This window comes from Curtobacterium sp. TC1 (assembly GCF_019844075.1).
In the GTDB taxonomy this organism is placed as follows: Bacteria; Actinomycetota; Actinomycetes; order Actinomycetales; family Microbacteriaceae; genus Curtobacterium.
In genome coordinates, this window is the sequence record NZ_CP081964.1 from 3,058,370 (window position 1) to 3,077,954 (window position 19,585).

General features: G+C 70.6%; 15 protein-coding genes. 8 read left to right on the plus strand and 7 right to left on the minus strand.

The features are described from left to right. Window positions 1–23: 23 nt before the first annotated feature. The 5 genes from KZI27_RS15580 to KZI27_RS15600 all read right to left on the minus strand — a co-directional run bounded on the left by KZI27_RS15580 (window position 24) and on the right by KZI27_RS15600 (window position 6,865). The gene (locus tag KZI27_RS15580) at window positions 24–1,298 is read right to left on the minus strand and encodes an FAD-binding protein (RefSeq protein ID WP_222658323.1); all 1,275 of its coding nucleotides are present in this window, start codon (window positions 1,296–1,298) and stop codon (window positions 24–26) included. A gap of 17 nt (window positions 1,299–1,315) precedes the next feature. Further along, on the minus strand, window positions 1,316–2,926 hold the full coding sequence (gene araA / locus KZI27_RS15585; protein WP_261783924.1) for an L-arabinose isomerase: 1,611 nt from the start codon (window positions 2,924–2,926) through the stop codon (window positions 1,316–1,318). Further along, the gene (locus KZI27_RS15590) at window positions 2,923–3,633 is read right to left on the minus strand and encodes an L-ribulose-5-phosphate 4-epimerase (protein WP_222658324.1); all 711 of its coding nucleotides are present in this window, start codon (window positions 3,631–3,633) and stop codon (window positions 2,923–2,925) included. The genes araA and KZI27_RS15590 overlap by 4 nt, the downstream gene beginning before the upstream one ends. Beyond that, on the minus strand, window positions 3,630–5,360 hold the full coding sequence (locus tag KZI27_RS15595; RefSeq protein WP_222658325.1) for a xylulokinase: 1,731 nt from the start codon (window positions 5,358–5,360) through the stop codon (window positions 3,630–3,632). The genes KZI27_RS15590 and KZI27_RS15595 overlap by 4 nt, the downstream gene beginning before the upstream one ends. Before the next feature lie 491 nt (window positions 5,361–5,851). Beyond that, window positions 5,852–6,865, minus strand: coding sequence for a LacI family DNA-binding transcriptional regulator (locus KZI27_RS15600; RefSeq protein WP_222658326.1), 1,014 nt, complete (start codon window positions 6,863–6,865; stop codon window positions 5,852–5,854). 171 nt (window positions 6,866–7,036) lie between these two features. Here KZI27_RS15600 and KZI27_RS15605 point away from each other — a divergent pair, with 171 nt between their 5' ends. From KZI27_RS15605 to KZI27_RS15620, 4 genes are all read left to right on the plus strand, one after another. After that, the gene (locus KZI27_RS15605) at window positions 7,037–9,034 is read left to right on the plus strand and encodes a glycoside hydrolase family 127 protein (protein WP_222658327.1); all 1,998 of its coding nucleotides are present in this window, start codon (window positions 7,037–7,039) and stop codon (window positions 9,032–9,034) included. Between the two features lie 4 nt (window positions 9,035–9,038). Beyond that, window positions 9,039–10,346: an ABC transporter substrate-binding protein gene (locus KZI27_RS15610; RefSeq protein WP_222658328.1), complete on the plus strand. Its 1,308-nt coding sequence runs from the start codon at window positions 9,039–9,041 to the stop codon at window positions 10,344–10,346. A 75-nt stretch (window positions 10,347–10,421) separates the two neighbouring features. Further along, a complete protein-coding gene (locus KZI27_RS15615) occupies window positions 10,422–11,381 on the plus strand; it encodes a carbohydrate ABC transporter permease (RefSeq protein WP_222658329.1) in 960 nt (319 codons plus the stop codon). A gap of 3 nt (window positions 11,382–11,384) precedes the next feature. Then, window positions 11,385–12,338: a carbohydrate ABC transporter permease gene (locus tag KZI27_RS15620; protein ID WP_222658330.1), complete on the plus strand. Its 954-nt coding sequence runs from the start codon at window positions 11,385–11,387 to the stop codon at window positions 12,336–12,338. A gap of 131 nt (window positions 12,339–12,469) precedes the next feature. On the opposite strand, the gene KZI27_RS15625 is transcribed toward KZI27_RS15620, so the two are convergent. Continuing rightward, on the minus strand, window positions 12,470–13,519 hold the full coding sequence (locus tag KZI27_RS15625) for a substrate-binding domain-containing protein (protein WP_222658331.1): 1,050 nt from the start codon (window positions 13,517–13,519) through the stop codon (window positions 12,470–12,472). A 181-nt stretch (window positions 13,520–13,700) separates the two neighbouring features. On the opposite strand from KZI27_RS15625, the gene chvE reads away from it, so the two are divergent. The 3 genes from chvE (at window position 13,701) to mmsB (ending at window position 17,649) form a co-directional block, all read left to right on the plus strand. Then, the gene (chvE, locus tag KZI27_RS15630; protein WP_222658332.1) at window positions 13,701–14,828 is read left to right on the plus strand and encodes a multiple monosaccharide ABC transporter substrate-binding protein; all 1,128 of its coding nucleotides are present in this window, start codon (window positions 13,701–13,703) and stop codon (window positions 14,826–14,828) included. 102 nt (window positions 14,829–14,930) lie between these two features. Then, window positions 14,931–16,481: a multiple monosaccharide ABC transporter ATP-binding protein gene (mmsA, locus tag KZI27_RS15635; protein WP_222658333.1), complete on the plus strand. Its 1,551-nt coding sequence runs from the start codon at window positions 14,931–14,933 to the stop codon at window positions 16,479–16,481. Continuing rightward, complete coding sequence (gene mmsB / locus KZI27_RS15640) at window positions 16,468–17,649, plus strand: multiple monosaccharide ABC transporter permease (RefSeq protein ID WP_111086259.1); 1,182 nt, start codon at window positions 16,468–16,470, stop codon at window positions 17,647–17,649. The genes mmsA and mmsB overlap by 14 nt, the downstream gene beginning before the upstream one ends. Window positions 17,650–17,739: 90 nt before the next feature. Here the strand turns inward: mmsB and KZI27_RS15645 are convergent, their stop codons facing one another. After that, window positions 17,740–19,077, minus strand: a complete 1,338-nt coding sequence (locus tag KZI27_RS15645; protein WP_261783925.1) for an alpha-amylase family glycosyl hydrolase — start codon at window positions 19,075–19,077, stop codon at window positions 17,740–17,742. Window positions 19,078–19,158: 81 nt separating this feature from the next. Here KZI27_RS15645 and KZI27_RS15650 point away from each other — a divergent pair, with 81 nt between their 5' ends. Beyond that, window positions 19,159–19,557, plus strand: coding sequence for a DUF3253 domain-containing protein (locus KZI27_RS15650; RefSeq protein ID WP_222658334.1), 399 nt, complete (start codon window positions 19,159–19,161; stop codon window positions 19,555–19,557). Window positions 19,558–19,585 lie beyond the last annotated feature (28 nt).

Sequence of the window (19,585 nt, forward strand, 5' to 3'; positions counted from 1 at the left end):
TGAGCTGCGCCGATCACGCTCCGTCAGGACAGGACGCGCGCCAGGTACGCGTTGCGGAACCGACCCGTGGGGTCGACGTCACGGGCGACCGCGGCGAAGTCCGACAGCCGCGGGTACGCCTCGTGCAGACGCTCGACGCTCACGCCGGACACCTTCCCCCAGTGCGGCCGTGGGTCGAAGGGGGTGAGCGCCTCCTCGATCCGCGACACCGCGGCCGCCACGGCAGCGGCGTCCCGGCGGAACGTGAAGTGGATGCCGATCGACTGCCGGCCGGACGACGGCGCGAGCCACGCGGTGTCGGGCGCGATCGTGCGGATCTCGGCGGCGATGAGGATCGGCGCGAACACCGGTTCGAGCGGACGGAGCGCCTCGAGCGCCGCCACGGCCGAGGCCGCGGGGATCAGGTACTCGGCCTGGATCTCGGCGCCCGTCGACGGGGTGAACGTGGACCGGAAGTGCGGCAGCCGCTCGGCCCACGGCCCGGGGACGCCGCCCTGCTCGGTGACGCCGGCCGGGTCGTTCTCCCCCGGGTGCACGGGGCCGGTGGCCGGCCGTGCGCCGAGGGCGACGAGGTCGACGGTCGGTGCGGGTTCGTCGGTGCGGTGCTTCACCCAGACCTGCCGGGCGCCGCGGTCGTCGAACGACGTGAACATCGACACCGAGTACGCGTCGGACATCACCTGGTCGAACTGCGCGGCGACGGCGTCCCACGGCAGGTCGAGGTGCACCGTCGTGGCGACCTGGAACGTCGGCTCGATGACGAGCTCCACGGCGGTGACGAGGCCGAGCGCGCCGATGGCCACCCGGTGGGCGTCGAGGGCGCCGTCCGGTGAGGACGCATCGACGTGCGCGAGCTCGCCGGAGGCACGCACCACGTCGAGTCCGACCACCGCTTGCGCGAGCGACGGGTTGCGGACGCCGGAGCCGTGCGTGCCCGTGGCGACGGCCCCGGCCGTGGAGATGTGCGGCAGGGACGCGAGGTTCCCGAGTGCCCAGCCACGGGCCTCCAGACCGGCCGCGACCTGACTGTGCGTCATGCCGGCGGCGACGCGGACAACGCGCCGCGACGTGTCGATGTCGAGCACCGGCGGCAGGTCCTGCAGCGACACCTGGACGGCGTCGGTGTCGGCGATGGTGTTGAACGAGTGTCGCGAGCCGAGCGCCGTCAGGCGCGGCGTCGACGCGACGAGCCGCTGGAGCTCGTCCGTCGACGTCGGGCGCGCCAGCGCCGAGGCACGGTAGGTGACGTTGCCCGCCCAGTTCGTCCGCGTGCGCTCGGCCGCGATCACGTCGTCCATCGTGGGGTCCTGACTCCTCAGAAGCCGCGGTCGAGACGGTGCCACGTCTGCTGGAGACGCAGCTCGTCGCGGAACCCGCGGGCGGTGGTGTGCTCGTCGATGACCAGGAACTCGGTGCCGACCATGGTGGCGAGGTCCTCGACGACCTGCAGACCGACGGCCGTCGTCATGACGGTGTGGTGGGCGGCGCCGGCGGTGAGCCAGGCCTCGGCGGCGACGGGGAACGACGGGCGCGGCTCCCAGACGGCACGGCCGACCGGCAACTTCGGCAACGCCGAAGTCGGGGGCACCACGTCGACGACGTTCGCGGTCAGGCGGAAGCCGTCGCGGGTGTCGGAGAGCGCCACGACGACGGCCTCGCCGGAGTCGGCGGTGAAGACCAGGCGCACCGGGTCGTCCTTGCCGCCGATGCCGAGCGGGTGGATCTCGAGCGTCGGCTTCGTGGTGGTGAGCGTCGGGGAGACCTCGAGCATGTGCGCCCCGAGGATCTTCTCGGCACCCGGGGTGAGGTCGTAGGTGTAGTCCTCCATCAGGCTCGCACCGCCGGGCAGACCGGCGCCGGCGACGTTCATCGCGCGGACCAGGACGGCCGTCTTCCAGTCACCCTCGGCGCCGAAACCGTAGCCGTCGGCCATCAGGCGCTGCACGGCGAGGCCGGGGAGCTGCTTGAGCGTGCCGAGGTCCTCGAAGTTCGTGGTGAAGGCGGCGGACCCGTTCTGCTGCAGGAGCGTGCGGAGGCCGATCTCGATGGCGGCGCCGTCGCGGAGCGCGGCGTGCCGTTCGCCGCCGTCGCTGCGGAGTGACGGGTCGACGTCGTAGGCCGCTTCGTACTGCGCCACGAGCGCGTCCACCGCTGCCGTGTCTGCTGCAGCAGCGTCCACCGCTGCCGCGAGCTCGTTGACGGCCCAGGTGTTCACCTGCACGCCGAGCTCGATCTCCGCCTCGGTCTTGTCGCCCTCGGTGACGGCGACGTAGCGCATGTTGTCGCCGAATCGGGTCAGCTTCAGCTCGCGGACGGCCGCGGCGCCGGCTGCGGCACGGGTCCAGTTCGACACGCGCTGCTGCACGCGCGGGTCCGAGACGTGCCCGACGGCGGTGGCGTGCCGGACGCCGAGGCGCGCCAGGGCGTAGCCGAACTCACGGTCGCCGTGCGCGGCCTGGTTGAGGTTCATGAAGTCGAAGTCGATGTCCGCCCAGGGCAGTGTGACGTTCGCCTGCGTGTGCAGGTGCAGCAGCGGCTTCGTCAGCGCCTGCAGGCCGCCGATCCACATCTTCGCGGGACTGAACGTGTGCATCCAGGTGGTGACACCGATGACCTTGTCGTCGGCGCTCGCCTCGATCAGGGCGCGGCGGATGCCGTCGGCGTCCTTCAGGACGGGCTTCCAGACGAGCTTCACCGGCAGGTGCCCGGCGAGTTCCGCGTGCACCGCCTTGCTCTGGTCCTCGACCTGGCGCAGGGTCTCCTCGCCGTACAGCCCCTGGGAGCCGGTGAGGAACCAGACCTCGTAGCCGTCGAGCGTGGCCTGGGGGTCGACGGTGGTGTCCGGCGTCGTGGTGTCCGGCGTCGGGGTGTCGTGCGTCGGGGTGTCGTACGTCGGGGTGTCGTACGTCGGGGTGTCCTGCGTCATCGCATGGCTCCTTCGGGGTTCTGTCCGTAGACGTTCTGGTAGCGATCGAAGAGTCGATCGATGTCTGCTTCGGCGATCGGGACGACGTCTCCGCCCTGCTTCGCGATGTGCACCGTCCGGGCGACGTCCTCGCACATCACGGCCGCCTTCACGGCGTCCTTCGCGTCCTTGCCGATGGTGAAGACGCCGTGGTTCTGCATCAGGACCGCGCGGCTCCGGTGTCCGCTGAGGGTCTCCACGATGCCGTGGCCGATCGAGTCGTCGCCGATGATCGCGAACGGGCCGACGGGGATCGGGCCGCCGAACTCGTCGGCCATCGCGGTGATCACGCACGGGATGGGTTCCGCTCGTGCGGCCCACGCCGTCGCGTACGTCGAGTGGGTGTGCACGACGCCGCCGACCTCGGGCATGTTCCGGTACACGTGGGCGTGCGCGGCGGTGTCGGAGGACGGGCCGTGCTCGTTGCCCCAGCCGTCGGCCGGCTGGCCGTCGAGGGTGCAGACGACCTGGTTCTCCGGGGTCAGGTCGTCGCTCGAGACGCCGCTCGGCTTGATGACGAACAGGTCCGTGCCGGGCACGCGCTCGGAGACGTTGCCGCCGGTCCAGATCACCAGGCCGTAGCGGACGAGTTCGCCGTGCAGGCGGGCGACGCGCTCGCGGGTGGCCGCGACGGCCCGCTGGGTGTCGTGGTCGGTTGCGCTGGTCATCTGGTCACTTCCTGCTCTGCCGGGAGGCGCGGCTCGGCTCCCGCCGTCCCCTCGCCCCGGGTCGTGGTCGCGCCGGCGCCGGGGGCGGCTGCCGCACCGGTTCCGGTCGCGTCTGGTCGGGTCGCCGCTGCCGCCACGGCCTGGACGGGCAGGGCAGCGCGGTACCGGCCGAGGTACGTCTGGAAGCCCTCGACGTCGCGCGGCTCTGGCTCGGCCACGTGCACGGCGTCCCCGCCGAACACGGTGTCCGACAGGTAGTCGGCGAGCTGCTGGTCGGTGTGCTCGAGGTAGGTGGCCAGGACGGCGATGCCCCACGCCCCGCCCTCGCCCGCGGTCTCCTCGAGGGCGATCGGAACCCGCAGTGCGGCGGCGAGCAGTCGCTGCGGGGCACCGGGCGTGCGGAAGAGTCCGCCGTGCGCGGTCATCCGGTCGACCTGCACCCGTTCGCCGTGCAGCACGTCCATGCCGATCGCCAGGGTGGCGAACGCGCCGTGCACCTCGGAGCGGACCAGGTTGCCCAGGGTGAAGCGGGCGTCGGGAGTACGGAGCAGCAGGGGCCGGCCGTCCTCGACGTGGGTGACGGGTTCGCCGGCCAGGTAGTTGAAGGAGAGCAGGCCGCCGGCGTCGGGGTCGGCCTGTTCGGCTTCGTCCAGGAGGACCCGGAACACGTCATCCGTCGGCATCGGACTGCCCGATGCCTCGGCGAAGCGTCCGAACACCCGCGCCCAGCTGGCGATCTCGCTCGCGCCGTTGTTGCAGTGCACCATCGCGACGGCGTCGCCGGACGGGGTGGTCACGACGTCGAGTTCCTCGTGCGGGGTGCTGAGCGGGTGCTCGAGGACCACCATCGCGAAGATGCTCGTGCCGACGCTGACGTTGCCGGTGCGGGGGGCGACGGCGTTCGTCGCGACCATGCCGGTGCCGGCATCGCCCTCGGGCGGGCACAGGGGCGCACCGGGGCTGAGCGAGCCGGTGGGGTCGAGCCACGCGGCGCCCTCGGGGGTCAGGGCTCCGGCTTCCTCGCCCGCGACGAGCACCTCGGGCAGGACCGCACGGAGGTCGGGGACGTGCTCGCCGAGCAGTTCCTGCGTCGTGGCGAGCATGTGCCCGTCCCAGTCGCGGGAGCCGGGCTCGCCCGGGCCGCTGTCGACGGGGCCGCTCTCGATCGGGAAGACACCGGAGGCGTCCCCGACCCCGAGCACGTTCCGACCGGTGAGTCGTCGGTGGACGTAGCCCGCGAGGGTCGTGATGCCCGCGACCTCGGCCACGTGCGGCTCGTCGTCGAGCACCGCCTGGTACAGGTGTGCGATCGACCAGCGGAGCGGGACGTTGAAGGACAGGGCCTCGCTGAGCCGTTCGGCGGCGGGTCCGGTCGAGGTGTTGCGCCAGGTCCGGAACGGCACGAGCAACTCACCCGCGGCGTCGAACGCCAGGTAACCGTGCATCATCGCGCTCACACCGACGGCGCGGAAGGTGGTCGGACGCACGCCGAACTGTGCTTCGACGTCGGCGACGAGCGCGGCGTACGCGGCCCGGAGCCCGGTCTCGACGGCGTCGAGCGAGTAGGTCCAGCGGCCGTCGACGAACTCGTTCTCCCACTCGTGGGACCCTGCGGCGATGGGCACGAGGTCCTCGTCCACCAGACACGCCTTGATGCGGGTGGAGCCGAGCTCGATCCCGAGTGTCGTGCGGCCGTTCGCGACCTGCTGGGTGGGGTCGTCGCCCATGCGTTCCTCCAGAACTCCGTCGTCCTCCGTGAGCGCTCACATCCTGGCACGTGAGCGCTCACTCTCGCAATGCCCGGGCGCGCCGCCCCGCTCACGCCCGTTGGAGTTCCACAACACGCCGCCCGGTGAACCCATTCGTGGAGAGGACTCGCCCGGCCCCCTCCCGCCGAGGTTCCACAACACGCCGCCCGCGCACCGCCCAGGTTCCACGATCGGCTCGCTCCCCCACCCAGATGCCGAAATCTCGGAACCCCGGGCGCCGAGCGGCAACCACGGGCGGCGGCCTTGGGCGCGGCCCGTCGAACTCCTGCGCGCCGAAGACGCGCCCGCCCCCTCCCGCCGAGGTTCCACAACACGCCGCCGACAGTGCGCCGAGGTTCCACGGACGACTCGGATCCGAGCCCGGATGCCGAGATTTCGGAACCTCGGGGGCGGGGGCGGGGGCGGGGGCGGGGGCGCGGGCGCGGGCACGGGCGCGCGGGCGCCGCCGGCTACGGGCCGGCGGTGCTCTCGCGGATGACGAGGGCCGGGGCGACCGATGCCGAGGCCGCCGCACCGCCGTCGATCAGGCCGAGCAACGCCTGCCCCGCCACACGCCCGAGCTCCTCGAGCCGCAGGTCCACCGTCGTCAGCGGCGGCCGCGAGGCGAGCGCCATCACGTCCCAGTCGTCGAAGCCCGTGACGGCGACGTCGCCGGGCACCGATCGTCCGAGCTCCCGCAGTCGATCGCACACACCGCGGGCGATCTGGTCACTGCCGCACACGATCGCGTCGACGTCGGGCGACTGCCGGGCCAGCACGTCGACGGCCTGGCGCCCCCACCGTTCCGACCACTCGCCGAACAGCGGCGGCGTGACGAGCCGCGACCCGAGCACGGAGGCCGCTCCCGCCACCCGGCGTTCGGCGGAACGGTGCCGCGAGGGCCCGGTGACGACGGCGACGCGTGACCGGCCGAGGGTGAGCACGTGGGCGGCGACGGCCGCGCTGCCGGCCTCGTCGTCGAGGGTGATCGAGACGTCGTCGGCCGAGGTCGACGGGGTGAAGGCGTAGACCACGGGGATGGACACGTCGATCGGCGGCCGGGCGTCGGCCGACCGACCGGTGACGATGATGCCGTCGACCCCTCGGGCCGCGAGTGAGCGCAGGTAGTGGGTCTCACGGACGTGGTCGTCGCGGGTGTCGCACAGCAGGACGGCCATCTGCCCGGCGGACAGGGCGTCCTCGGCGCCGAGCAGCACCGGGATCGAGAACCGACCGAAGGAGTCGGTGGTGATCATGCCGACCGTGTAGGTGCGGCCCGACGACAGAGCGCGGGCCCGGGCGTCGCCGACGAACCCGAGCTTCTCGGCGGCGTCCTTGACCCGTGCCCGCGTGGAGTCGCGGAGCTGCCCGGTGCCGTTGAGCGCCTTCGACGCCGTGCCGATCGACACCCCGGCGAGCGCGGCGACGTCGGTGATGCGGACGGGCTGCGCGCCGCGGTCGACACCGGTGCGCTCGAGGGTCACGGCAAGGTCCTTTCCGGATCGCGGGACGTGACGATGAGCATACGCAGAAAACCCAGCACGCCCCTTGCGCGGTGCAGATCCGTGTCGTAACGTCCCTCGCAGAAACCGTTTTCCGAATGCTGCCCCGCCGGCGGCGTCGGGACGGTACCAGTCACATCGCAAGGAGGCGACATGACCACCACGCTCGCGACCGACAGCCGTGCGCACACCGCGACCCCGGTCCTCCCCACCGCTGACGCGCACCTGACGCTCCGGCCACTGCCCACGGGCGACGCCCGGATCACCGGCGGGTTCTGGGCACTCCGGCAGGAGCGCAACGGCCGTGACGCGGTCCGCGGCGGGTACGCCCTGCTCGAGACCGCCGGAAACTTCCGGAACCTGCGCATCGCCGCGGGGCTCGAGGAGGGCGAGGCCACCGGCCCGATCTTCATGGACTCCGACGTGACGAAGTGGCTCGAGGCGGTGGCGTGGGAGTACGGCCGGGCCCCGTCCGAGGACCTCCTCGACCTGCAGCGCGAGGTCACCGCCCTGTACGCCCAGGCGCAGGCCGACGACGGCTACCTCGACTCGGTGCAGCAGATCCGTGGGAAGGGCGAGCGGTACACGGACCTCAAGTGGAGCCACGAGATGTACTGCGCCGGGCACCTGTACCAGGCGGCCGTGGCCCAGCACCGTGCGACGGGCGACACCGGACTGCTCGAGGTCGCGATCAAGAACGCCGACCACCTGGTCCGAACGTTCGGCGACGGCACCGCACCCGACGGCACGCCGAAGACCCGCGACGTCGACGGCCACCCCGTCGTCGAGATGGGCCTGGTCGAGCTGTACCGCGAGACCGGCAACCGCGACTACCTCGACCTGGCGCACTGGTTCGTCGACGCTCGTGGCACCGGCATCATCGAGCGCGCCGGTGGCGAGCCGACGTACTTCTCCGACCGGGTGCCGAGCCGGCAGGCCATGACCGTCGAAGGCCACGCCGTCCGCGCCGTGTACCTGGCCGCGGGTGCGGTGGACGTCGCGATCGAGACCGGTGACACCGAGCTCCTGGCCGCGAGCGAGACGCAGTTCGCGGACATGATGGCGACGAAGGCCTTCATCACCGGCGGCCTCGGTGCGCGCTGGGACTGGGAGGCGTTCGGCGACCCCTACGAGCTGCCCACCGACCGCGGCTACGCCGAGACCTGTGCGGCCATCGGCGGTGTCCAGTGGGCCTGGCGCCTGCTGCTCGCCACCGGCAAGCCGGTCTACGCCGACGCGATCGAGCGCCTGCTGTACAACGCGTTCCTGGCCGGGGTGAGCCTGGCGGGCACCGAGTACTTCTACGTGAACCCCCTGCAGCAGCGGGACCACGCGCACCAGGACGAGAACCGCTCCCCCGCACACGGGCGCCGCGGCTGGTTCGACTGCGCCTGCTGCCCGCCGAACATCATGCGCACCTTCGCGAGCCTGGACGGCTACCTGGCGACGGCGACCGACGGCGGCCTGCAGATCCACCAGTACGCGACCGCGGACCTCGGCCCGGTGTCGGTCGAGACCGGCTACCCGCACGACGGCCGCGTGGTCGTCACCGTCACCGAGGACGGCCCGCTCGCCCTCGGCCTGCGGATCCCGGTCTGGTCGGACACGACGACGGTGCAGGGTCCGGACGGCACCGCGCACCCGGAGCCGGGAACGCTGCACGTCGTCGACCGGCACTGGACCGCCGGTGACACGGTCGAGCTCGTCTTCGACACGACGCCGCACCGGTACGTCGCCGACCCCCGCATCGACGCCGCCCGCGGTCAGGTCGCCATCGAGCGTGGCCCCCTCGTGTACGCCGTGGAGCAGGCGGACCAGCAGGGCTTCACGGTCGACGACCTGACGGTCGACGCGGTCGCCTCGATCACCGAGGAACGTCGCGACGACCTGCTCGACGGCATCGTCACGCTGCGCGTTCCCGGACACGCGCCTGCCGCACACGAGCAGGCATCGTGGCCGTACCAGCGGCTGGACGCGACCCGGTCTGGAGGCGCGGATCGCGCCGTGGACGCGACCAGCGTCGGCGACGCGGCCGGCTCGCAGGGCGCCACCACGGGCCTCCCGTCGGTCACCGCGACAGCGGTTCCCTACTACGCGTGGGCGAACCGGGGCGCGGCGCCGATGCGCGTGTGGCTCCCGCTGGCGCGGTGACGTCGTGGACCGCAGAGCGTTCCTGGTCGGCGGTGTCGCCGGCGGCGCAGCACTCGCCCTGGCGGGGTGCTCCGGCACCCTGCCGAAGGTCGACGCGAAGGCCGCGAGCTTCGGGAAGGACGCGACCGGCACCGTGCACGTCTGGTGCCGGTCCGCGACCCAGGCCGGGCTGACCTCGGCGGTGGCCGGGTTCAACAAGGCGAACCCGAAGCTGCAGGTCGAGCTGACCCCGGTGCCGGACGGGCAGTACGTGACGAAGCTCGCGACGGCCATCCGCGGTGGTGAGCCGCCGGACGTGGTGGACATCGACGACATCAACTCGCAGCTGTTCATCTTCCGCGAGGCGTTCGCCGACCTGACCGACGTCGTCAAGGGCCTCGACTACTTCGACGCGATCTCGCCGGGGCACCTGCGGCTGCTCGAGTACCGCGACCGGTACTACGGACTGCCCTACCTGGCGGACAACTCGCAGCTGTTCGTCAACACGGAGCTGTTCGACCGGGCCGGGCTCGACGTCGAGGAGTCGACGACGGACCTCTCCACGCTGCTCGACGCGGCGAAGGCCATCCGGAAGCTCGACGACGACGTCTACGGGTGGTCGATCTCCGGCAACGCCGCCGGCATCATCGGCTTCGTCACGCAGCCGCACGTGTGGGCGACGGGCGTCGACATGATGTCGGGCGAGGTGGGCAAGCAGACCGCGAACATCACCGGCAACGAAGCGCTGGAGCGGATGCTCGAGTTCTACCGGCAGCTCTGGAAGGACGGCGTGCTGTCGAAGGCGACGTACGCCGACGCCGGCACCACGTGGGGCGCCGACTTCCGGGCCGGCAAGGTGGGGATCTTCCCGACCTCGTACGGCGCGACCGTGCCCGCGGCCACCAAGGCGATGCGGGCGAGGATGCAGACGGTGCTCATCCCGTCGTGGGACGGCCAGCGGTCGTTCTTCGACGGCGGCGACAACATGTGCATCCCGAACGGGGCGGCGAACCCGTCCGGCGGCTGGGCGTTCATGCAGTACGCGAACGGCCTGCAGCAGCAGCAGGCCCTGCCCGACGGCGGGTACTTCCCCACCCGATCCGACGCCGCGACGCCCGAGTACCGGAAGCGGTTCCCGCTGGCGTTCGGCCCGCTCGACGCCATCGAGAAGGGCTACGCGCCGCAGACCCTGGCCTACAACCTGCTCGTCAACCAGCCGTCGTCGCCGTACTTCGCGATGTTCCGCGAGGCCGTGTTCGGTTCGGGCACCGCTGCCGCGATGCGGACGGCGCAGGCGGACTACACCCGCATCCTCGACCAGGTCCAGGCCTGACCGTCCGTCCGTCCGCTCGCCCGTTCGTTCGTTCGCTCGCTCGCTCGTTCGTTTGTTGCACAGAGAGGTGCAGACATGACCACCATCTCCACCCGACGGACCGGCGCCGGCCGCCCGACCGTCGGCCGCGACGCCGGCCGCCCGGGCCGCTCGGGTCCGTCCCGCGGTTCGCTCACACACCCGCCGCGCGCTGGCGCCGTGCTCGTCACCCCGGCGATCGTCTTCGTCGCGGTGTTCGTCCTCGCCCCGCTCGTGTTCGCGCTCTACATCTCGTTCACGAACTGGCCCCTGATCGGGCCGTACCGGTTCATCGGGCTGCAGAACTACCTGACGCTGTTCCAGGACCCGACGTTCGTGCACGCCATCGGGTACACGCTGCTGTACACCGCGATCGTGACGGTGCCGATCCTGGTGCTCGGCTACTTCCTGGCGGTGCTCATCCGGGCACGGCGACGGGGCAGCACCCTGCTGCGGACGGTGTTCTTCCTGCCGTACGTCGTCGGCCTGACCACGCTGTCGTTCATGCTCGTGCTCGAGGCGCAGCCGAACTCCGGAGCCGTCAACATGGTGCTCCGCTGGCTCGGCATCACCGACGGCAGCACGGCCTGGCTCGTCAACGGCCCCCTCGCCACGCTGCTCATCTGCGTGCTCGTGGTCTGGGCGGTGTCCGGGCTGACGATGGTGCTCCTGATGTCGGCGATGCAGGGCATCCCCGACGAGGTGTACGAGTCCGCGCAGCTCGAAGGGGCCTCGTGGTGGCAGACCGAACGGCTCATCACCCTGCCGATGATCCGGTCGACCATCGCGCTCAGCGCCATCATCTCGGTGATCGGGTCGCTGCTCGCGTTCAACCAGTTCTACATCCTGACCCAGGGCGGACCGGGGACCGAGACGACCACGATCGTGAACGCGATCTACAACCGTGGCTTCGTCAACCTGCAGCTCGGCGCCGCGACCGCCGAGTCGATCGCCCTCGTCGTCGTCATCGCCGCCGTCACGGTGTTCCAGTTCTGGGCACTGCGAGAGAAGGACTGAGCCATGAGCACCACGACCTCCCGCGCCGGCCTCGCAGCACCGGACCTGTCCACCCGCACGCTGACCACCACCGGCGACGGACACCGACGGCGCCACCACCAGGGCAGCGTCCGGCATCCACGCGACACCGCCGTCAAGCGCACCCTCTACGTGATCGCCGGCGTCGGGTCGGCGCTCGTCTTCGGCGTCCCGCTGCTGTGGTCGATCCTGCGGGCGTTCCAGTCCGAGGCCGTCATCACGCAGGCGGCCGACCCCGCGACGTTCTTCCAGCTCGGATGGCAGAACTTCGCGGCGGTGTTCAGCTCGTCGTCGCACCTGCTGACCGGCGTGTTCAACTCGCTGATCGTGTCGATCGCCACCGCCGTGCTCACCGCGGTGATCGCGACGATGGCCGGGTACGGGTTCGCCCGCTTCCGGTTCCGCGGCTCCGGCATCGTGTTCGGCCTGGTGCTGCTGACGATGATGGTGCCGTTCCAGGCGATCCTCACTCCGCTGTACCTCGAGATGAACGCCATGAAGCTCACGAACTCGCTGCTCGGGCTCGTGCTGTTCTACACGACGGTGAACCTGCCGTTCGGGGTGTTCGTGATGCGGAACGCGTTCGAGTCGATCCCGACCGAACTCGAGGACTCGGCGTTCGTCGACGGGGCCTCCCGCTTCCGGGTCGTCGTGTCGGTGCTCCGCCCGCTCCTGCTGCCCGGGGCCGCGACCGCCGCGCTGTACGCGTTCCTGGCGTCGTGGACCGAGTTCCTCGGGGCGCTGACGTTCCTGACGAAGGACTCGCTCTACACGTTGCCGGTGGCGCTGCTCAACCTGCAGACCGGGGCGTACGGGCAGGTGTCGTACGGCAACCTCGTCGCCGGGTCGGTCGTGGCGATGATCCCGTGCATCGCGCTCTACGTCGGGCTGCAGCGGTTCTACGTCGCAGGCCTGTCGTCCGGTGCACTGAAGGGCTGACGGTCGGGTCGGCTCGCACCGTGCGCCGCCCCTCGGCCGGTGCAGGGTTGCCCGCTCGATGCGGGGTTGTAGCGCCGCACCGAGCGGGCAACCTCGCACCGGCTGCACAACACCGCACGGTGCGAGGGGCGCTACGCGCTCCGCCGCACCACGAGCTCGGGCGCCAGCAGTGTCTCGTCGCGCGGCTCGCCCTCGACGAGGGCCCGCACGGTGTCGAGCACCCGTTCGCCCATCGCCCGGAAGTCCTGCCGCACGGTGGTCAGCGGCGGCGTGAAGTGCGCGGCCTCGGGCACGTCGTCGAACCCGACCACCGCGATGTCGTCCGGCACACGCAGGCCCTCGTCGGCGAAGGCGTGGAGCACCCCGAGCGCCATCTGGTCGTTGCCGGCGAACACGGCGTCGACGGCCGTCACGTCGATGTGGCGTGCGGCCGCGAACCCGCTCCCCGGGGTCCAGTCGCCGTCGAGCACGACGGGCTCGAGGCCGGCCGCTTCCATGATCCGGACGTACGTGGCACGGCGCACCTCGGACTCCTGCGACACCGGTGGTCCGGCGATGTGCACGATCCGCCGGTGTCCGCGCGCGAACAGGTGCTCCATCACGAGCGACGTCCCCGCTGCCTGGTCGATCGCGACCGCGGCGACGGTCGACGCCGCCGGGGTCCGGACGGCGTCGCGCTGCACGGCGTTGGAGACGACGACCGGCACGGTGACCGGCACGGTGAGCGACCCGAGGGCGTCGAGCACGCGGTTGTCGGCGGCGACGAGCACGATCGCGGCGACGTCCTGCGCGAGCAGCGTGGTCAGTGCACCGGACAGGTCGGACGGCGTCGGGTCCTCGGGCAGGGTCGAGAGCAGCACGTGGTACCCGGCCGACCGGGCCGCGCGTTCGAACCCGATCGCGGTGCTCGACGGACCGTACAGGGCGTCGCCCGCGGTGATGATGCCGAGCGCGCGGCTCCGGCCGCCGGCGAGTGCCCGGGCGGCGGCGCGGGGCCGGTAACCGAGTTCGTGGACGGCGTCGGTGACCTGCGTGCGGAACGCGTCGCGGACCGTCGGATCGCCGTTGATGACGCGCGAGACTGTCTGGTGGGAGACGCCCGCGCGCTCGGCGACGTCGAAGATCGTCGGCGCCTTCCGGCGTTTGCCGCCCGTGCCCCCTGGGGCGGTCGTGGTCGTCACGAGGCCAACCGTACCGCGCAGTCCGACGCGCGCGGCAAGATCGCGAAACGGTCACGTCGAGTTGACACCCCGTCACGGAACCCACAAGATGTGAGCGCTCACACGAGCACATCCCTCGGGGCACAGCAGCCCCGGCACCTGAGCGCGTCGAGGACGACGCGAGAGGAACAGAGGTACTTCGATGACGAAGCGCAGGATCATCGCGGGCGTTGCAGCCCTCGGCATCGCGATCGCACTCGCCGGCTGCTCGGCCGGTGGCCGTGCGTCCACCGACGGCGGCGGCAGCACCGACAACAAGGGCGCCCTGGTCGGCGTCGCCATGCCGACCAAGGTGTCGGAACGCTGGATCAAGGACGGCGACGCCGTCAAGAGCGACCTCGAGAAGGCCGGCTACAAGGTCGACCTCGAGTACGGCGACAACAAGGTCCAGCAGCAGGCCCAGCAGGTCAGCAACATGATCACGAAGGGCGCGAAGGTCCTCATCATCGCGTCGATCGACGGCGGAGCCCTCTCCGACCAGCTCGACGCCGCCGCCAAGGCCGGCATCAAGGTGATCTCCTACGACCGACTGCTGACGGGCAACAAGAACGTCGACTACTACGTGTCGTTCGACAACGAGAAGGTCGGCGTCGACCAGGCGACGAGCCTGCTCACCGGCCTCGGCGTCCTCGACGACAAGGGCGAGAAGACCGGCGAGAAGGGCCCGTTCAACATCGAGGTCTTCGCCGGCTCGCTCGACGACAACAACGCCAGCTTCTTCTTCAACGGCGCCATGAAGACGCTCAAGCCGTACCTCGAGGACGGCACGCTGAAGATCCAGTCGGGTCAGGACCAGCTCTCGCAGGCCGCCACGCAGCAGTGGGACCCGGCGACCGCCAAGGCCCGCATGCAGAACCTGGTCGCGAAGTCCTACTCGGGCGGCACCACGCTCGACGGCGTGCTCTCGCCGTACGACGGCATCTCGATCGGCATCATCTCGGCGCTGCAGGGTGCCGGCTACGGCACCAGCGACCGTCCGCTGCCGATCGTCACGGGCCAGGACGCCGAGGCGGCCTCGGTCAAGTCGATCATCGCCGGTCAGCAGTACTCGACCATCTACAAGGACACGCGCAAGCTCGCCAAGCAGTCGGTCACCATGGCCGAGGACCTGCTCACCGGCAAGAAGCCCGAGGTCAACGACACGAAGAGCTACGACAACAAGGTCAAGGTCGTCCCGACCTTCCTCTTCCAGCCCACGGTCGTCACGAAGGACAACTACAAGGAAGTCCTCGTCGACTCGGGCTACTACACCGAAGCCGACCTGAAGTAGTCGCAACCCACCTGTCGGACAGGAGGCACGGGTCGACCCCGCCCCGTGCCTCCCGTCCGCCCCATCCGCGCGCCACGGCGCGCACCACGGAAGGCGGTCGACGTGACGGACACGATCCTCGAGATGCGTGACATCACCAAGACGTTCCCCGGCGTGAAGGCCCTGCAGGGCGTCTCGATCGAGGTCGAGCGTGGCCAGGTCCACGCCATCTGCGGCGAGAACGGCGCCGGCAAGTCGACCCTGATGAAGGTGTTGTCGGGCGTCTACCCGCACGGCTCCTTCGAGGGGCAGATCCTGCTCGACGGCGCACCGGTCTCGTTCGCGGACATCAACGACTCCGAGGCCTCTGGCGTCGTCATCATCCACCAGGAGCTCGCGCTGAGCCCGTTCCTGTCGATCGCCGAGAACATCTTCCTCGGCAACGAGCGGTCCAAGGGCGGCTTCATCGACTGGAACAAGACGAACCTGGCCGCCGCCGAGCTCCTGCAGCGCGTCGGCCTCAAGGACAACCCGGTCACGAAGATCGTGGACATCGGTGTCGGCAAGCAGCAGCTCGTCGAGATCGCGAAGGCACTGTCGAAGAAGGTCAAGCTCCTCATCCTCGACGAGCCCACCGCCGCCCTGAACGACGACGACTCCGCGCACCTGCTCGAGCTCATCCGCTCGTTGCAGGCCGAGGGCATGACGGCGATCATCATCAGCCACAAGCTCAACGAGATCAAGGCGATCGCCGACAAGGTCACGATCATCCGCGACGGCAAGACCATCGAGACGCTCGACATGCACGCCGACGACGTGTCCGAGGACCGCATCATCCGCGGCATGGTCGGCCGCGACCTGTCGAACCGGTACCCCGAGCACGATCCCCAGATCGGCGAGGAACTCCTGCGGATCGAGGACTGGACGGTCCACCACCCGCTCGACGGGTCGCGCGAGATCATCCACCAGGTCAACCTGAACGTGCGCGCCGGCGAGATCGTCGGCATCGCCGGACTGATGGGCGCCGGGCGGACCGAACTCGCGATGAGCGTGTTCGGGAGGTCGTACGGATCCGGCATCAGCGGGACCGTCTACAAGCGCGGCGAGCCGATCAAGACCCACACGGTGTCACAGGCGATCGACCACGGCATCGCGTACGTCACCGAGGACCGCAAGCGGTACGGCCTGAACCTGATCGACGACATCAAGCGGAACATCTCCGGGTCGGCGCTCGGGAAGCTCGCGAACTGGGGCTTCGTCAACGCGTCCGAGGAGACCACGGTCGCCGGGCAGTTCCTGAAGAACCTCAACATCAAGGCACCGAACGTCGACGTCGTCACGGGCAAGCTCTCCGGCGGCAACCAGCAGAAGGTCGTCCTGTCGAAGTGGATGTACACCGATCCTGACGTGCTCATCCTCGACGAGCCGACCCGTGGCATCGACGTCGGTGCGAAGTACGAGATCTACACGATCATCAACAGCCTGGCGGACCAGGGCAAGGGGGTCATCGTGATCTCCTCGGAGCTCCCGGAGCTCCTCGGCATCTGCGACCGCATCTACACGCTCTCCGAGGGCACCATCACCGCTGATGTGCCCCGCTCCGAGGCCACCCCGGAGGTCCTCATGCAGTACATGACCCAGGAACGGGAGACCCCTGTCAATGAACGCGCTTAAGTCCGCCGCCGGCTACCTCACCGGGCAGCTCCGACAGATCGGCCTGTTCATCGCGCTGATCGTCATCGTCGTCTTCTTCCAGGTGACGACCAACGGCATCACCCTGGCCCCGATCAACGTCTCGAACCTGATCGTCCAGAACAGCTACATCCTCATCCTCGCCATCGGCATGGTGATGGTCATCATCGCCGGGCACATCGACCTGTCGGTCGGGTCGGTCGTCGCCTTCACCGGCGCGATGGCCGGCGTGATGATCACGCAGTGGCACATCCCGTGGCCGATCGCCGTCGTGCTCTGCCTGGTCGTCGGTGCGCTCGTCGGCGCCTGGCAGGGGTTCTGGATCGCCTACTTCGGGATCCCGGCCTTCATCGTCACCCTGGCCGGCATGCTCGCCTTCCGCGGTGCGGCGCAGATCGTGCTGCACAACCAGCAGATCTCGCCGTTCCCGGACGGGTTCCGTGCCCTCGGGTCCGGCTTCCTGCCGTCGTTCGGCACCACCGGCTACGAGCCGCTCACGATGATCCTCGGCTTCGCCGCCGCGGCCGTCATGGCCGTCACCGCGTTCCGCGGCCGCGCCACCCGCCGCAAGTACCAGCTCGAGAGCGAACCGTTCGCCTGGTTCATCGTGAAGCTCGTCTTCGGCGTCGTGCTGGTCGTCTACGTTGCCCTGCTGCTCGCGAGCTACAACGGCACCCCGATCGTGCTCGTCATCCTCGGTGCCCTCGTGGTGATCTACTCGGTCATCATGCGGAGCGCGGTGTTCGGCCGACACGTCTACGCCATCGGCGGCAACGCCCTTGCCGCGCAGCTGTCCGGCGTGAAGACCAAGCGCGTCACGTTCATGCTCTTCGTCAACATGGGTGTCATCTCGGCCCTGGCCGGTGTGGTCTTCACCGGTCAGCTCAACCTGGCGGCCCCCGGTGCGGGCAACGGCTTCGAGCTCGACGCCATCGCCGCGGTGTTCATCGGTGGCGCGGCGGTCACGGGCGGCATCGGCACGGTCCCGGGTGCCATCGTCGGTGGTCTCATCATCGGCCTGCTCAACAACGGCATGTCGATCCTCGGCGTCGGCACCGAGTACCAGTCCCTGATCAAGGGCCTGGTCCTGCTCGCCGCCGTCGCGTTCGACGTGTTCAACAAGCGTCGGGCGGCTGCCGCGCGCAAGTAGGGCGTCCACCACTCCCCCGAGACTCGGGCTGAGCGACACGACTCGCGTCACCAGGCGCGAGGACTGTCGCCCAGCCCGAGTCTCGTTGCGTCAGCGGGACAGGACGGCCCAACCCCGGGCCGGGAGGCGCAGGGTCCCGTCCCCGAGATCGGCACCGCCCGCCTCCACCTGCGTCGCGTCGGCTGCGGGAACCTCGACGGGATCGGCCGACAGGTTCAGGGCGGTCACCACGGCCGCCTCCGACGTCGCGGTGCGCAGGACGACCGCGGTGTTCGTCAGGTGGACGACGTCGGTGTGCGCCCGGTGCAGCCACGGGTTGCGGCGGCGCAGGGCGATGAGCGCCTCGTACGCGTGCGTCAGCTCGCCCGGTGCGGGTGGTGTGGGCGGGAACTCCGGCCGGACGGCGTCGTCGCCGCCCTCGCGTTCCTCCTTCACCCCGGTCCAGCCGTACTCGTCGCCCGCGTAGACGATCGGCGTGCCGGCGACGGTGAACAGCACTGCGGCCGCGTGCCCGGCGAACTCCTCCCCCACGGCGCTCGCGATGCGGGTCACGTCGTGGTTGCCGATGAAGGTCGTCGGGGCGAACGTCTCGAGCAGGGCGTCGTGGCGCTCGATCGCGTGCGCCAGCTCGTGGCCGTTGCCGTCCGCGATGCCGTGCCAGATCCCCTGCCACAGCTCGTACTGCGTCAACGAGTCCATGGTCGACTCCCGGGCGATCGCCGCCGCGTCGCCGTGGATCACCTCGCCGCTGAACCACGCGTCCGGGAACCGCTCCCGCACCCGCGGCAAGACCCTGGCCCAGAACGCCGGCGGCACCGCGTACGCAGCATCGAGGCGCCAGCCGTCGATCCCCCGCTCCAGCCAGTGCGTCATCACCTGGACGACGAGGTCCTCGGTCGCTGCGCTGTCGTGGTCGAGCGCCACGAGGATGTCGTGCCCCTCGAACAACCCGACGGGCACCGGCTGCCCCGGCGTCCACCCGGACCAGTCGATCGCGAAGAGGTCAGCGGTCGCTGCGTCCGGCCCCTGCTCCTCGAGCGTCCGGAACGCCGGGTGCTCGCGGCCGACGTGGTTGAAGACGCCGTCGAGCAGGACACGGATCCCCCGCTGCCGCGCAGCGGACACCAGGTGGTCGAAGTCGGCGTCGTCGCCGAGCCGCGGATCGATCCGGAAGTGGTCCACCGTGTCGTAGCCGTGCGTCGAACTCGCGAACACCGGTCCGAGCACCAGGCCGTTCAGGCCGAGGTCCACCACGTGGTCGAGCCAGGGCTCGATGCGGCCGAGGCGGTGCTCGACGGCGCGTTCCTCGACAGCGGACCCGGGTCGGACGTCCGACCCGACGAACCCGAGCGGGTAGACGTGCCACCACATGACGTGCGGGACCCACGTGGGTTCGGGGTGACGGGTGGGTGCGGTGTCGGTGCTCACCGGTCCGATGCTGCCAGCCGGACCCGCGCCGGGTGCGCTCGTGCTGGGAACGGACAGGAGCAGCAGGACGAAGATGAGGGCATGGGACGCGCGATCAGGTCGGAAGCGGACGCCGCGGCGAACGAGGCGGAGCACGCCGAGCGCACGTGCGCGTCGTGCGGTCGCACGATGCCCGCGTCGGCCGCGTCGGAAGCGCGGTACTGCTCCGCAGCGTGCCGGAAGCACGGAGTCGACGCCACTGACCGGGCCCTCGAGCAGCGCATCGACGAGCTCCTCGCCGCGCGGGCCCGGACCTCGAGCATCTGCCCGTCCGGGGTCGCCCGGTCGCTCGACCCCGACGACTGGCGGCCGCTCATGGAGCCCGCCCGTCGAGCGGCTCGACGGATGACGGCCCGCGGCGAGGTCGAGATCACCCAGGGCGGTTCCGTCGTCGACCCCTCGACGGCGAAGGGCCCGATCCGCATCCGTCGCCCGCGCTGAGGGAACACGTGTCGTCCATCGTCGGTTG

Excerpts from the sequence above, each read along its gene's own strand:
- araA (WP_261783924.1), bottom strand. The coding sequence starts at position 2,926 with ATGACGCAGGACACCCCGACGTACGACACCCCGACGTACGACACCCCG.
- KZI27_RS15580 (WP_222658323.1), bottom strand. The coding sequence starts at position 1,298 with ATGGACGACGTGATCGCGGCCGAGCGCACGCGGACGAACTGGGCGGGC.
- mmsB (WP_111086259.1), top strand. The coding sequence starts at position 16,468 with ATGAACGCGCTTAAGTCCGCCGCCGGCTACCTCACCGGGCAGCTCCGA.
- KZI27_RS15595 (WP_222658325.1), bottom strand. The coding sequence starts at position 5,360 with ATGGGCGACGACCCCACCCAGCAGGTCGCGAACGGCCGCACGACACTC.
- KZI27_RS15615 (WP_222658329.1), top strand. The coding sequence starts at position 10,422 with ATGACCACCATCTCCACCCGACGGACCGGCGCCGGCCGCCCGACCGTC.
- KZI27_RS15590 (WP_222658324.1), bottom strand. The coding sequence starts at position 3,633 with ATGACCAGCGCAACCGACCACGACACCCAGCGGGCCGTCGCGGCCACC.
- KZI27_RS15650 (WP_222658334.1), top strand. The coding sequence starts at position 19,159 with ATGGGACGCGCGATCAGGTCGGAAGCGGACGCCGCGGCGAACGAGGCG.
- chvE (WP_222658332.1), top strand. The coding sequence starts at position 13,701 with ATGACGAAGCGCAGGATCATCGCGGGCGTTGCAGCCCTCGGCATCGCG.
- KZI27_RS15620 (WP_222658330.1), top strand. The coding sequence starts at position 11,385 with ATGAGCACCACGACCTCCCGCGCCGGCCTCGCAGCACCGGACCTGTCC.
- KZI27_RS15605 (WP_222658327.1), top strand. The coding sequence starts at position 7,037 with ATGACCACCACGCTCGCGACCGACAGCCGTGCGCACACCGCGACCCCG.